Origin of the sequence: Ramlibacter rhizophilus, from assembly GCF_004681965.1 — a bacterium.
Lineage (GTDB): Bacteria > Pseudomonadota > Gammaproteobacteria > Burkholderiales > Burkholderiaceae_C > Ramlibacter > Ramlibacter rhizophilus.
The window spans coordinates 735,583-749,163 of record NZ_SMLL01000001.1 but is presented as its reverse complement, the minus strand read 5'-3'; the positions used below and the strand labels follow the sequence as shown (position 1 = coordinate 749,163).

Annotated in this window: 13 protein-coding genes; 5 read left to right on the top strand and 8 right to left on the bottom strand. The window is 71.1% G+C overall.

The features are described 5' to 3' along the window. Positions 1 to 20 precede the first annotated feature (20 nt). The 4 genes from galE to EZ242_RS03575 are packed head-to-tail and all read left to right on the top strand — an operon-like array spanning position 21 to position 5,063. A complete protein-coding gene (gene galE, locus EZ242_RS03590; protein WP_135283725.1) occupies positions 21 to 1,025 on the top strand; it encodes a UDP-glucose 4-epimerase GalE in 1,005 nt (334 codons plus the stop codon). Then, complete coding sequence (msbA, locus tag EZ242_RS03585) at positions 983 to 2,749, top strand: lipid A export permease/ATP-binding protein MsbA (RefSeq protein WP_135283724.1); 1,767 nt, start codon at positions 983 to 985, stop codon at positions 2,747 to 2,749. The genes galE and msbA overlap by 43 nt, the downstream gene beginning before the upstream one ends. Next, a complete protein-coding gene (locus EZ242_RS03580) occupies positions 2,746 to 3,966 on the top strand; it encodes an O-antigen ligase family protein (RefSeq protein WP_135283723.1) in 1,221 nt (406 codons plus the stop codon). Before msbA ends, EZ242_RS03580 begins: the two co-directional genes overlap by 4 nt. Next, positions 3,966 to 5,063 (top strand): glycosyltransferase family 4 protein, encoded by a 1,098-nt coding sequence (locus EZ242_RS03575; RefSeq protein ID WP_240786987.1) that lies wholly within the window; start codon positions 3,966 to 3,968, stop codon positions 5,061 to 5,063. Before EZ242_RS03580 ends, EZ242_RS03575 begins: the two co-directional genes overlap by 1 nt. 47 nt (positions 5,064 to 5,110) lie before the next feature. On the opposite strand, the gene rng is transcribed toward EZ242_RS03575, so the two are convergent. Genes rng through EZ242_RS03535 form a run of 8 tightly spaced genes read right to left on the bottom strand, consistent with a single transcriptional unit; the run spans position 5,111 to position 11,999 of the window. Continuing rightward, on the bottom strand, positions 5,111 to 6,580 hold the full coding sequence (gene rng, locus EZ242_RS03570; RefSeq protein WP_135283974.1) for a ribonuclease G: 1,470 nt from the start codon (positions 6,578 to 6,580) through the stop codon (positions 5,111 to 5,113). 10 nt (positions 6,581 to 6,590) lie between these two features. Beyond that, complete coding sequence (locus EZ242_RS03565) at positions 6,591 to 7,205, bottom strand: Maf family protein (protein WP_135283721.1); 615 nt, start codon at positions 7,203 to 7,205, stop codon at positions 6,591 to 6,593. Beyond that, the gene (gene rlmH, locus EZ242_RS03560) at positions 7,202 to 7,669 is read right to left on the bottom strand and encodes a 23S rRNA (pseudouridine(1915)-N(3))-methyltransferase RlmH (RefSeq protein WP_135283720.1); all 468 of its coding nucleotides are present in this window, start codon (positions 7,667 to 7,669) and stop codon (positions 7,202 to 7,204) included. Before rlmH ends, EZ242_RS03565 begins: the two co-directional genes overlap by 4 nt. Continuing rightward, positions 7,666 to 8,439, bottom strand: coding sequence for a ribosome silencing factor (gene rsfS, locus EZ242_RS03555; RefSeq protein WP_135283719.1), 774 nt, complete (start codon positions 8,437 to 8,439; stop codon positions 7,666 to 7,668). Before rsfS ends, rlmH begins: the two co-directional genes overlap by 4 nt. Continuing rightward, positions 8,439 to 9,086, bottom strand: a complete 648-nt coding sequence (nadD, locus tag EZ242_RS03550; RefSeq protein WP_338101443.1) for a nicotinate (nicotinamide) nucleotide adenylyltransferase — start codon at positions 9,084 to 9,086, stop codon at positions 8,439 to 8,441. The genes rsfS and nadD overlap by 1 nt, the downstream gene beginning before the upstream one ends. After that, positions 9,083 to 9,994 (bottom strand): oxygen-dependent coproporphyrinogen oxidase, encoded by a 912-nt coding sequence (hemF, locus tag EZ242_RS03545; protein ID WP_420821219.1) that lies wholly within the window; start codon positions 9,992 to 9,994, stop codon positions 9,083 to 9,085. The genes nadD and hemF overlap by 4 nt, the downstream gene beginning before the upstream one ends. A 2-nt stretch (positions 9,995 to 9,996) precedes the next feature. Next, entirely contained in the window at positions 9,997 to 11,277 is a 1,281-nt protein-coding gene (purD, locus tag EZ242_RS03540) for a phosphoribosylamine--glycine ligase (RefSeq protein WP_135283718.1), read from the bottom strand. Then, positions 11,274 to 11,999 (bottom strand): YebC/PmpR family DNA-binding transcriptional regulator, encoded by a 726-nt coding sequence (locus EZ242_RS03535; protein ID WP_135283717.1) that lies wholly within the window; start codon positions 11,997 to 11,999, stop codon positions 11,274 to 11,276. Before EZ242_RS03535 ends, purD begins: the two co-directional genes overlap by 4 nt. A gap of 68 nt (positions 12,000 to 12,067) precedes the next feature. On the opposite strand from EZ242_RS03535, the gene EZ242_RS03530 reads away from it, so the two are divergent. After that, positions 12,068 to 13,570, top strand: coding sequence for a helicase HerA-like domain-containing protein (locus EZ242_RS03530; protein WP_135283716.1), 1,503 nt, complete (start codon positions 12,068 to 12,070; stop codon positions 13,568 to 13,570). Positions 13,571 to 13,581: the final 11 nt, after the last annotated feature.

Below are 13,581 nucleotides of genomic sequence, written 5' to 3'. Positions count from 1 at the left end.
GATTATTGCACCCACCCCCCATGCCTCAACCGACTTCCGTCGTCGTCGCCGGCGGCGCCGGCTACATTGGCTCGCACATGGTGCGCATGCTGCGTGACCAAGGCCTGCGGCCCGTGGTGGTGGACAACCTCGCCACCGGCCATGCCGACGCCGTGCAAGCCGACGAACTGCACCGGGGCGACATCGGCGACGCCGCGTTCATGGGCGAGATCTTCCGCAGGTACCAGCCGCAGGTGGTGATGCACTTCGCGGCCTCCAGCCTGGTGGGCGAATCCATGCAGCAGCCGGCCAAGTACTGGCGCAACAACCTGGTGCAGACGCTGTCGCTGCTCGACACCATGCTCGAACATGGGGTGCGGCAGTTCATCTTCTCGTCCACGGCCGCGACCTACGGCAACCCGGTGGAAGTGCCCATCCCCGAGACGCATCCCACCCTCCCCATCAATCCCTACGGCCACAGCAAGCTGGCCGTGGAGCACCTGCTGCAGGACTACGACGCCGCGCACGGGCTGCGGTCCATCTCGCTGCGTTACTTCAACGCCGCGGGGGCCCATCCGGACGGCAGCATCGGCGAGCGCCACGACCCGGAGACGCACCTCATCCCCCTGGTGCTGCAGGTGGCCTCGGGCCGCCGGCCCTTCATCTCCCGGTTCGGCTCGCAGCACGCCACGCCCGACGGCTCCTGCGTGCGCGACTACATCCACGTGCAGGACCTGTGCGCCGCGCACCTGCTCGCGCTGCAGGCGCTGCAGGCCGGCGCGCGCAGCGCCGTCTACAACCTGGGCAACGGCCTGGGCCACTCGGTCAACGAGGTGATCGAGGCCGCGCGCCGCGTCACCGGCCATCCCATTCCCCTGCGTGACGATCCGCCCCGTGCCGGAGACCCCCCGGTGCTGGTGGCCGATGCCCGGCGCGCGCGCCAGGAGCTGGGCTGGACGCCGCAGCTGGAAGACCTGGACACCATCATCGCCCACGCCTGGCAATGGGAGCAGCGGATGCGGCGGCTGGCCGCACCAGCTCAGTGAGGGTGATCGAGTTCTCGAAGATCCGCTGGCTGGCGGGCTACTTCTCCGGCTCCAAGCGCTACTGGGCCCTGGCCGTGTTTGCGACTGCGGTGGCCGCGGCGACCGAGCCGCTGATCCCCGCGCTGATCAAGCCCTTGCTGGACCGCGGCTTCTCTGCCCAGGGCCTGGACCTGTGGCTGGTGCCGGCCAGCCTGCTCGGGCTGTTCGCGGTGCGCGGGCTGTTCGGCTTCATCTCCGAGGTGACCCTCTCGCGCATCACCCAGGACGGCCTGATCAAGCTGCGCAAGGCCATGTTCGCCCGCCTCCTCGATGCGCGCCTGCAGCTGTTCGCAGAGCAGAACGCCACCGCGCTGTCCAACACGCTCGTGTATGAAATCCAGAACGGCCTGACCCTGCTGGTCAACACCGTGCTGGGCGTGGTCAAGGACAGCCTGGCCCTGCTGGCCCTGCTGGCCTACCTGCTGTACCTGAACTGGCAGCTCACCCTGGTCGTGTTCATGGTGGCGCCCGGGGTGGCCTGGATCATGCGCACGGTCTCGCGGCGCCTCTACCGCATCGCCCGCAGCACACAGACCGCGACCAACGACCTGGCCTACGTGGTCGAGGAGAACGTCCTGGCCAGCCGGGTGGTGCGCCTGCACGGCGCGCAGCAGGCCCAGTCGGACCGGTTCGAAGGCCTCGGGATGGCGCTGCGGCGGCTGGCCCTGAAGGCGGCCATCACCACCGCGGCGGTGAACCCGCTCACCCAGATGCTGGCTGCGGCGGCGCTGTCCGTCGTGGTGTGCATCGCCCTGTGGCAAAGCAATAACGGCGTGACGGTCGGCACCTTCGCATCCTTCATCACCGCGATGCTCATGCTGATCTCGCCCATCAAGCGACTGTCCGACGCCGCCAACCCCGTCTCGCGCGGCATGGCGGCGGTGCAGCGCGCGGTCGACCTGCTGGAGCACGTGCCGGCCGAAGTGGACGGCGTGTTCGAATCCGCCCGTTCGCGCGGACACATCGAACTGCGCGAGGTCAGCGTGCGCTACCGCGAGGACGGACCGTCCGCCCTCGACCGCTTCAGCCTCACGGTCGAGCCCGGCCAGGTCGTGGCCCTGGTGGGGCCCTCCGGGTCGGGCAAGAGCACCCTGGTCAACCTGCTGCCGCGCTTCATCTCGCCCGACAGCGGCCAGGTGCTGCTGGATGGGGTCGACGTCGCCCGGTGGCGCCTGCGGTCCTTGCGGGCGCAGTTCGCCCTGGTCAGCCAGGACGTGGTGATGTTCAACGACACGCTGGCGGCCAACATCGCCATGGGAAGCCCCGTGGACATGGCGCGCATGGAGCAGTGCGTGCGCGGCGCCAACCTGGACGCCCTCGTCGCGTCCCTGCCCCGGGGCCTGGACACCGTGGCCGGCCACAACGCCACCGAACTGTCCGGCGGCCAGCGCCAGCGCCTGGCCATCGCCCGCGCGCTGTACAAGGATGCGCCCATCCTCATCCTGGACGAAGCCACCTCGGCGCTCGACGCGGCCTCGGAGCGCCTGGTGCAGGAGGCCCTGCAAAGGCTGATGGCGGGCCGCACCACCCTCATCATCGCCCACCGCCTCTCGACCATCGAGCATGCCGACCGCATCGTGGTGCTGGAACAGGGGCGCCTCGCCGAAACCGGAACGCACGCCCAGCTGCTCGCGCGCGGTGGGCTCTACGCCCGTTTGCACGCGCTCCAGTCGGGGGCCGAATGATGGCGGGCACCGACGGCACCCTGGCCACCCGAGCGGACCAGGGCGGCACCTTCATCGAGCGATGGATGCTCGCACCCGTGGTCGCGGCCTTCGGCTTCTTCCTGCCGATGGGGCCGGCCGGGGTCTCCATCACCCTGGCCCTGCTGCTCGTCGCCGCAGTCGCGCTGTATCCCCGCCTCGCGTTCAAGCCCGCCTGGCGCAACCCGGTGGTGGCGATCGGCGTGGCGCTTTTCGCCTGGACGACCCTTCACACCGTTTGGACGAGCGGCTTCGCCTGGCGCGAGGCGATCGAAGCCGTCAACCGGTATCACGAGCTGCTGCTGCCGCTGCTGCTGATTCCCCTGCTGCACGGACGGGCGCGCGAGCCCTTCCTGCAGGGCCTCGTGGCCGGGGTCCTCGTGTGGGCTGCGCTGCACTGGGTGGCCCTGGCCTACCCGCCCCTGGCCGTCGAGATCGGCCCCCGGCGGATTTCGGCGGGCTGGACCCTGGCCACCAGCGCCTTCCTGATGCTGGTGCTCGCCCCCGCGCGGTCCCGCCCCTGGCTGTGGCGCCTGGGCGCGGGTTTCCTGGCGCTGACGGTGCTGTTCGCCATCGGCGGGCGCACCGGCCACATCGTCCTGCTGGCGCTGCTCGCCCTGGCGGCCGTCCTGCAGGCCCCGCGTGGACGGCGGCTGCCCACGGCCCTGGCGGTGCTGCTCGCCGTGGCGGTCCTGGCGGTCGCGTCGCCCAAGGTGCGGGAACGTGCCGCCGAAACCTGGACGGGCTCGGCGCAACTCGACGGAACCGCCCTGAGCTCGACCGATATCCGCGTGCAACTGGCGCTCACCGCGCTCGCGATGGCGCGCGAGCATGGCCTGACGGGCGTCGGCCATACGCGGGTGGCCGAACGGCATGCCGAGGTCACGCTCGAGCGCCTGCACGCCCAACCGTCCGGGCGGCACCACCAGGACGAGTTCTGGGTGCGCCTGGACAACCCGCACAACGAGTACCTGATGCAGCTCATCGCCACCGGCGCGGTCGGATTCGCGCTGTTCCTCGCCTGGGTCGCCGCACCGCTGCGGCAGCCAGGGTCGCGCCCTGACCGCCACGCCCTGCTGGGCCTGGTGGTGGCGTTCGCCATCGGCTGCCTGTTCAACTCCCTGCTGCGGGACTTCATCGAAGGCCATTACTACGCCGCGGTCTTGAGCTGGCTGCTGGCCCGGACGCGCGAAGCGTGATGCCGCTCCAGGCTCCTGTCGTGCAGGTGGTGCGCCGCTTCGGCCGGGTCGGTGGCATGGAGGGCTACGTCTGGCACCTGTGCCACGAACTGGCGCGCCTGGGCGAGCGGGTGCTGGTCGTGTGCGAAACCCGTGCGGAGCCCCCCGAGCATCCGGGCATCGAGGTGGTCGAATGCGGCCGACGCCTGTCCCGGCCTCGCTGGCTGGCCTACCTGATGTTCTCGCGCCAGGTTCACCGGACGATCGCTGGCCTGGATGGACCGCATCCCGTGATCCACAGCCACGAGCGCACCGGCGTACACCACGTCACCACCCTCCACAGCGACCCGTTCACCAGCGCGCGTGAGCTGCCCTGGGCGGCGCGCCTGTCGCCGCGGATCGCGGCCTACCGCTGGATGGAGCAGCGCGAGATCCACGGCGGCCGCGGCGGCCCGCCCTGCGTCGTGCCGGTCTCGCACACCCTTCAATCGGTGCTGGCCCGCCGCCACCCCGCAGCGGCCCGCGCGATCAGCGCACCGATTCCGCCCGGCGTGCAGGCGCCGGCGAAACGTCCCCCGCGGCGCGCACCCGCGGACGGCGGCGTGATCGGCTTCGTCGGGCACGAGTGGGAGCGAAAGGGCCTGCCGCACCTGCTGGAGGTCGCCTCCGAGCTGGCACGCACCCGCCCCGCCCTGGAACTCCTCATCATCGGCCCGCAAGCGGCGCAGGTCGAACCCCTGTGCCGCGCGGCCGGCGTCCGCGCCCGCTGCCTGGGCTGGACCGACAGCCGTCCGTACTACGCCGCGATGGACCTGCTGGTGCATCCGGCCCGAAGCGAGGCCTACGGCATGGTGATCGCCGAGGCGCTGGCCAGTGGCGTGCCGGTCGTCGTGTCCGACCGCTGCGGCGCCGCCGCCGATGTGCCGGACTCGAACGGGTCGGTGCTGTCGCTGGACGCCCCCGTTGCGCGCTGGGCCGCGTGCTGCAACGACTGGCTGAACCGCGACCCCGTGGCGTCGCTCACCGTGCGCAGCTGGACCGACGTCGCCCAGAGCTACCGCGAGATCTACCGCGACATCGTCGCCCGCCGCCCGCGCACGGCCCATCGTCGCCCCTGACCGGCCACCGCGCTGCGCTGGCGGACGGGCGGAGGCGAGCGCGATGCCTAGAGCAGCACGATGTCGTACTGCTCCGGCCCCATCGCGCTGTCGCTTTGCAGCGAAACAGGCTTGCCGATGAAATCCGACAGGCCCGCAAGGTGCTGGCTTTCCTCGTCCAGGAACAGCTCGGTCACCCGGGGCGAGGCAACGATGCGGTATTCGCGCGGGTTGAACTGGCGCGCCTCGCGCAGGATCTCGCGCAGGATGTCGTAGCAGACGGTGCGCGCGGTGCGCACCTGGCCCGAGCCCTGGCAGCTCGGGCAGGGCTCGCACAGCATGTGGGCGAGCGACTCGCGCGTGCGCTTGCGGGTCATCTCCACCAGGCCCAGCTGGGAGAAGTTGCCGGCCATGGTCTTGACCCGGTCGCGGGCGAGCTGCTTGCGCAGCTCGGCGAGCACGGCGTCCCGGTGGTCCGCACGTGCCATGTCGATGAAATCCACGATCACGATGCCGCCCAGGTTGCGCAGGCGCAGCTGCCGCGCGATGGCCTGCGCGGCTTCCAGGTTGGTCTTGAAGATGGTCTCGTCGAAGTTGCGCGCGCCCACGTAGCCGCCGGTGTTGACGTCCACGGTGGTGAGCGCCTCGGTCTGGTCCACGATCAGGTAGCCGCCCGACTTGAGGTCCACGCGGCGCCCGAGCGCGCGGGTGATCTCATCGTCGATGGAGTACAGGTCGAAGATGGGCCGCTCGCCCTTGTACAGGGCCAGGCGCGAGGCGGCCTTGGGCATGAACTCGCGGCCGAAGTCTTGCAGCCGCGCGAACTGCTCGCGCGAGTCGATGCGGATGGACTGCGTGTCCTCGCCCACCAGGTCGCGCAGCACCCGCTGCAGCAGGTCCAGGTCCTGGTGCAGCAGCGAGGTGGGCGGGCGCGTGAGGGCCGCTTCGCGGATGCGGGTCCAGGTCTTGCGCAGGTAGGCGATGTCCTCGGCCAGCTCGGCGTCGCTCGCGTCCTCGGCGTTGGTGCGCAGGATGAAGCCGCCCCCGCCCGGCCCGACCAGGGCCTGCAGCCGTGCACGCAGCGCGTCGCGCTGGCCGTTGGGGATCTTCTGCGAGACGCCCACATGGTCGTCCTGCGGCAGGAAGACCAGCAGCCGGCCCGCCACGCTGATCTGCGTGGACAGCCGTGCGCCCTTGGTGCCGATCGGGTCCTTGATCACCTGCACCATGAGGGCCTGGCCCTCGAACACCTGCCGCTCGATGGGAACCAGCGGCTGGCCGGGGCGCCCGGGCGGTTCGCCCTCGAGCGGGCGCTGCCACACGTCGGCCACGTGCAGGAAGGCCGCGCGCTCCAGGCCGATGTCGATGAACGCCGACTGCATGCCCGGCAGCACGCGCGCTACCTTGCCGAGGTAGATGTTGCCGACCAGCCCGCGTTCCAGCGTGCGTTCGACGTGAAGCTCCTGCACCGCGCCGTTCTCGACGATGGCCACGCGCGTCTCCTGCGGAGACCAGTTGATCAGGATGTCCTGCTGCACGCCCATGGGTTCAGGTGAGAAGGCCGACGGCGCGCAGCAACTGCGCGGTCTCGTGCATCGGCAGGCCCATGATGCCAGAGTAGCTGCCGGCGATGCGCGTGACGTGCATGGCCGCGCGGCCCTGGATGGCGTAGGCACCGGCCTTGCCGAGGGGCTCGCCCGTTGCGACGTAGCGTTCGATCTGCTGCGGCGTGAGCGGCTCGAAGCTCACGCGCGAATCGGAGACGGCCTCCCAGCGCCGTCCGGCGTGGCCCACCGCCACGGCCGTGAGCACACGGTGCGTGGCGCCGGCCAGCTCGCCCAGCATGCGGGCGGCGTCCTGCGCGTCGGCGGGCTTGCCGTAGATGCGCCGGCCCAAGGCCACGGTGGTGTCCGAGCACAGCACGGGCGCGGGCGGCAGGCCGCGCCGGGCCAGGCGGTCCAGCGCGGCGTCGAGCTTGAGCCCCGTCACGCGGCTCACGTAGGCGGCCGGCGCCTCCCCGGGGCGCACCGCCTCCAGCGCCTCCAGCGCCTCGGCGTCTTCGTCCTCGCCGGGCAGCAGCAGCTCGTGGCGCACGCCCAGCTGCTCCAGCAGCTGCCGACGCCGGGGGCTCTGCGAGGCCAGGTAGACGAACTCGGGCCTCATTCGCGGTGGTAGGGGTGGCCGGCGTTGATGGACCAGGCGCGATAGAGCTGCTCGACCAGCAATACCCGCGCCATGGCATGCGGCAGGGTGAGATCCGACAGCCGGATGCGTTCATGCGCCGCCTCGCGCAGCGCCGGCTGCAGCCCGTCGGGTCCGCCGATCACCAGCGCCACGTCGGTGCCGCCGAGCTGCCATTGCGTGAGCCGGCCCGCGAGCGCCTGGGTGCCCAGCGCCGTGCCCCGTTCGTCCAGCACTACGATGCGGGCGCCGCGCGGCAGCTGGGCCTCGATGCGCTCGCGCTCGGCCGCATGGATCTGATCCACCGTCTTCGATGCGCGCGGCTCGGTCTTGACGGCGCGCAGCTCCAGCTTCAGCTCGGGCGGGAAGCGCTTGGCATAGTCGTCCCAGGCCTGCTGCGCCCAGTCGGGCACCCGCAGGCCCACGGCCACCACGCACAGCTTCATTCGGCGCGGCGGCTCTTGCTGGCGGCGGAATTGCGGGGTGCAGCCGACTTGGCGGGCGCCTTCGCCGCGGTCCGGCCGGTCGCGGCCTTCCCGCCGGCGGATGGGGCCGCTGCCTTCCTGGCCGCGCTCTTCGCCGGCGCCTTCTTCGCGGGTGCCTTCTTCGCGGCCGCCTGGGCCGGCGCCTTGGCCGGTGCCGTTGCCTTCTTCGCCGCCGCCTTGGCCGGCGCGGCGGCGCCCGCCGATCTCGTGGCCGCCGGCTTGCGCCGCGCCGGGGCCTTCTTGGCCTCGGCCTCGGCCTCGCGCACCGCCGTGCGCGCGGCGCTGCTGCGGCGCAGGGACGGGATCGGGGCCTTCTTCGCTGCCGCCGGCTTCGGCGCGGGCGCGGGCGCCGCGGGCTTGGGCGCGCCGAACTTCAGCCGCACCGGCTTGTCGCCCCAGATTTCTTCCAGGTGGTAGTAGGTGCGGATGGCCGGCTGCATGATGTGCGCCACGGCGGCGCCGCAGTCCACGATGATCCACTCGCCGTTCTCCTCGCCCTCCACCCGCGGCTTGTTGAAGCCGGCGTCACGCACGGCGTCACGCACGCTAGCGGCCAAGGCCTTGGTCTGGCGGTTGGAGGTGCCCGAGGCGACGATCACGCGCTCGAACAGGGGGGAGAGATGCTCGGTGTTGAAAACCTGGATGTCCTGCGCCTTGACGTCCTCCAGTCCCTCCACGATGGCACGCTGGAGGCGTTGGGTGTCTTTCTTGGCGGCGGTTTCTTGGCTCATCAGGGGGACCGGTAAAGATGGTGTTGGTCAATATATCGCGCGACGCCTTCGGGGACGAGGGTGTCGATCGGCTCGCCGGCACCCACGAGGGCCCGGATGGCGGTGGCGCTGACCGGCATGGGCGGCAGCTCCACGGATTCCCAGGTGCCACCGGGCACATGGCTGGCGTCGAAGGGCACCGGCCCCTCGCTGGGGCGGGCCCGCTCGGCAATGGCCAGGGTCGCCAAGCGGGGAATCTCCGCGCTGTCGCGCCAGCCGTGCAGGGCTTCGGCCTGGTCGGCGCCGATCACCAGCACCAGCTCGGCGTCCGGATGCTCGCGGCGCAGCTCGCGCAGGGTGTCGATGGTGTAGGTGGGGCCTTCGCGGCGCAGCTCGCGTGCATCGACCCGCGCCCGCGGAACCGGGTCGAAGGCCAGCCGTGCCAGCGCGAGGCGGTGCTCCGCGGGCGAGAGGCTGCGGGCCTTGTGCCAGGCCTGGCCCGTGGGCAGCACGTGGAGCGTGTCCAGGCCGAGCTGCTCCACCGCCGCACGGGCCAGGGCCACGTGCGCGAGGTGGGGCGGATCGAAGGACCCTCCGAAGAGGCCCACGCGGCGGCGCGGTGCGGCGCCGCTCGGATCCGCCATACGGCGGGCGTCGGCGGCGCTCACGCCCACTCCTGCGGAACGAGGAAGCGCCGGATCAGCTCGTGCTCGGGCGTGCCGGGCTCGGCCTCGCGGCGATAGGACCAGCTCGCCAGCGGGGGCATGGACATCAGGATGGACTCGGTGCGCCCGCCCGACTGCAGGCCGAAGTGCGTGCCGCGGTCCCACACCAGGTTGAACTCCACGTAGCGGCCGCGCCGATAGAGCTGGAACTCGCGCTCGCGCTCGCCGTAGGGCGTGTCCTTGCGGCGCGACAGGATCGGCAGGTACGCCGGCAGCAGGGCATCACCCACCGTCTGCAGCATCTCGAAGCTGCGCGCCTGCCCGAGCTCGGCGAAGTCGTCGAAGAAGACGCCGCCGATGCCGCGCTGCTCGCCCCGGTGCCGGAGCGAGAAGTACTCGTCGCACCAGCGCTTGAAGCGCGGGTACTTGTCCTCCCCGAAGGGGGCCAGCGCGTCCTTGCACACGCGGTGGAAATGCCGCGCATCCTCCTCGAAGCCGTAGTGCGGCGTGAGGTCCATGCCGCCGCCGAACCAGCACACGGGCTCGCCACCGGCGGGGGTGGCGGCGATCATGCGCACGTTCATGTGCACGGTGGGCGCATAGGGATTGCGCGGGTGGAAGACCAGCGACACGCCCATGGCTTCAAAGGGCGCGCCGGCCAGCTCGGGCCGGTGCTGCGTGGCCGAAGGCGGCAGCTGCGGCCCGCGCACCTGCGAGAAGCCGCAGCCCGCGCGCTCGAACACATTCCCGTTCTCCAGGATGGCGGTGACGCCGTCGCCCTGCAGGCGCTCGCCCTCCGGCTTGCGCCAGGGGTCGCTGAGAAAGGCCTTGCCGTCGATGTCGGCGCAGGCCGAGGTGATGCGCTGCTGCAGGCCCAGCAGCCAGTCGCGCACATGGGCGATGTCCGGCACGCTCAGCTCCGGGCGGCGCGATGGCCGATGTCCCGGCGCCACTGCGCGCCGGCGAAGCTGATGCCGTGAACCAGCTCGTAGGCGCGCTGCTGTGCCATGCGCACGTTGTCGGCCAGCGTGGTGACGCACAGCACCCGGCCGCCCGAGCTCAGGAGCTGTCCGTCCTGGCGCACCGTGCCGGCGTGGAAGACCATGGCGTCCGGCGCCTCGGGCGGCAGGCCTGAGATCACGTCGTTCTTGCGCGGGTTCAGCGGGTAGCCGGCCGCCGCCATGACCACGCCCAGTGCGGTGCGGCGGTCCCATTGCAGTTCCACCTGGTCCAGCGTGCCGGAGGTGGCCGCCATGAGCAGCTCGAACAGGTCCGACTTGAGCCGCATCATGATGGGCTGCGTCTCGGGGTCGCCCATGCGGCAGTTGAATTCCAGGGTCTTGACCTGGCCGTGCGGGTCGATCATGAGGCCCGCGTACAGGAAACCGGTGTAGGGAATGCCGTCCTTTTCCATGCCGCGGATGGTGGGCAGGATGACTTCGCGCATGGCCCGGGCATGCACCGCCGGTGTAACCACCGGCGCGGGCGAGTAGGCGCCCATGCCGCCGGTGTTGGGCCCCAGGTCGCCGTCCAGCAGGCGCTTGTGGTCCTGGCTGGTGGCCAGCGCCGCGACGTTGCGGCCGTCGCACAGCACGATGAAGCTGGCTTCCTCCCCGGTGAGGAACTCCTCGATCACCACGCGCGCGCCGCCTTCGTTGTGCGCCACGCCCAGGCTGTTGTCCAGGAGCATGAAATCGATGGCCTCGTGCGCTTCCTGCGTGCTCATGGCCACCACCACGCCCTTGCCCGCGGCCAGGCCGTCGGCCTTGACGACGATGGGCGCGCCCTGCCGGTCCACGTAGGCATGCGCCGCGGCGGGGTCGGAGAAGGTCTCGTAGGCGGCGGTGGGGATGCCGTGCCGCTTCATGAAGTCCTTGGAAAAGGCCTTGGAGCTTTCCAGCTGCGCGGCGGCCTTGGTGGGGCCGAACACGCGCAGGCCGGCCGCGCGGAATTCGTCCACGATGCCGGCCGCCAGCGGCGCCTCGGGGCCGACCACGGTGAGGGCCACCTTCTGCTCCAGCGCCCACTGGCGCAACCAGCCGATGTCGGTGATGGGCAGGTTCTCGAGCCGGGGATCGAGCTCGGTGCCGCCATTGCCGGGCGCCACGTGGACCGAGGACACCCGGGCGGACTGGGCGAGCTTCCAGGCGATCGCGTGCTCGCGACCGCCGCCGCCGACGACCAGGACCTTCATTCGGCGATCTCGGCGTTGTGGAACACGTCCTGCACGTCGTCCAGGTCCTCCAGCATGTCCAGCAGCTTCTGCATGCGCGCGCCGTCCTCGCCGGACAGCGGGGTGGTGTTTTCGGGGCGCATCGTGACCTCGGCCATCTCCGGCGACAGGCCCGCCGCCGTCAACGCGTTGCGCACGGCCTCGAACGTGGCCGGGGCGGTGATCACCTCGATGGCGCCGTCCTCGCCCACGACCACGTCGTCGGCGCCGGCCTCCAGGGCCACCTCCATGACCTTGTCCTCGTCCGTGCCCGGCGCCAGGATGAGCTGGCCCACGTGCCTGAACTGGAAGGCCACCGAGCCTTCCGTGCCCATGTTGCCGCCGTACTTGCTGAACACGTGGCGGACCTCGGCCACGGTGCGGACCTTGTTGTCGGTCATGGTGTCCACGATCACGGCGGCGCCGCCGATGCCGTAGCCCTCGTAGCGGATTTCCTCGTACTGCACGCCTTCGAGGTTGCCGGTGGCCTTGTCGATGTTGCGCTTGATGGTGTCGGCCGGCATGTTGGCGGCCTTGGCCTTGTCCACGGCCAGGCGCAGGCGGGGATTGGCACTGAGGTCACCGCCTCCCTGGCGGGCGGCAACCATGATCTCGCGGATCACGCGGGTCCAGACCTTGCCCCGCTTCTCGTCCTGGCGCCCCTTGCGGTGCTGAATGTTGGCCCATTTACTGTGTCCAGCCACGGGATCGTCCTTGCTCGTGTTCGTGTGCGTTACGCTTGCGCGAAAGTCCTCATTCTACTTTTCGCCCCATGGCCGAACCCCTGCTCATCGCGCGCAACGACCACGCCGAATGCGTCCTGCTGCCCTCTCTGGCCAACCGGCACGGCCTCATCACCGGCGCCACGGGCACCGGCAAGACCGTCACCCTGCAGGCGCTGGCCGAAGGCTTCAGCCGCATCGGCGTGCCCGTCTTCATGGCCGACGTGAAGGGCGACCTCACGGGCATCAGCCAGCCCGGCAGCCTGTCGCCGAAGCTGGCTGCCGTGCTCGACGAGCGCAAGCTGCCCCACCCCGAGCCCTTCGCCTGCCCCACCACCCTGTGGGACGTGTTCGGCGAACTCGGCCACCCGGTGCGCGCCACCATCTCCGACATGGGCCCGCTGCTGCTGGGCCGCATGCTCAACCTGAACGAAACCCAGGCCGGGGTGCTGCAGATCGTCTTTCGCATCGCCGATGCGCAGGGCCTGCTGCTGCTGGACCTGAAGGACCTGCGCTCCATGCTGCAGTACGTCGGCGACAACGCCCGGCAGTTCACCACCGAGTTCGGCAACATCAGCGCGGCCAGCGTGGGCGCCATCCAGCGCGGCCTGCTGCAGATCGAGAGCCAGGGCGGTGACCGCTTCTTCGGCGAGCCCATGCTGGACATCTCGGACTTCATGCAGACCGACCCCCGGGGCCACGGCGTGGTCAACATCCTGGCCGCCGACAAGCTGCTCAACGCGCCGCGCCTGTACGCCACCTTCCTGCTGTGGCTGCTGTCCGAATTGTTCGAGCTGCTGCCCGAAGTGGGCGACCTGGAGCAGCCCAAGCTGGTGTTCTTCTTCGACGAGGCCCACCTGCTGTTCGACGGCGCGCCGAAGGCGCTGGTCGAGCGCATCGAGCTGGTGGTGCGCCTGGTGCGCTCCAAGGGCGTGGGCGTGTACTTCGTGACCCAGAACCCGCTGGACATCCCCGACTCCGTGCTGGCCCAGCTGGGCAACCGGGTGCAGCACGCGCTGCGGGCCTTCACCCCGCGCGACCAGAAGGCCGTGAAGGCCACCGCCGAGACCATGCGGCCCAAGGCCGGCCTGGACATCCAGGCCGCCATCACGGAGCTGGCCGTGGGGGAAGCCCTGGTGAGCTTCCTGGACGCCAAGGGCCGCCCCAGCGAAACCGAGCGCGCTTACGTGCTGCTGCCGGGCAGCCAGATCGGCCCCATCACGCCCGAGCAGCGCCGCGCGCTCATCGCCGGCTCGCTGGTCGCCGGCGCCTACGAGCAGGTGCAGGACCGCGAGTCGGCCCACGAGATGCTCGCCGCCCGCACGGCGCGCACCGCCGCCGAAGCGCCGCCTGCGGGCGAGCCGGCCGCCGGCGGCGCACTGGGCGGCCTGGGCGACCTGCTCATGGGCTCCACCGGGCCGCGCGGTGGCCGTCGCGAAGGGCTGGTCGAGATGATGGCCAAGTCGGCGGTGCGCACCATCGGCAGCAGCGTCGGCCGCGAAATCATCCGCGGCGTGCTGGGCGGCATCATGGGCGGGAAAAAACGGAGATGAGGCGGCCCTTG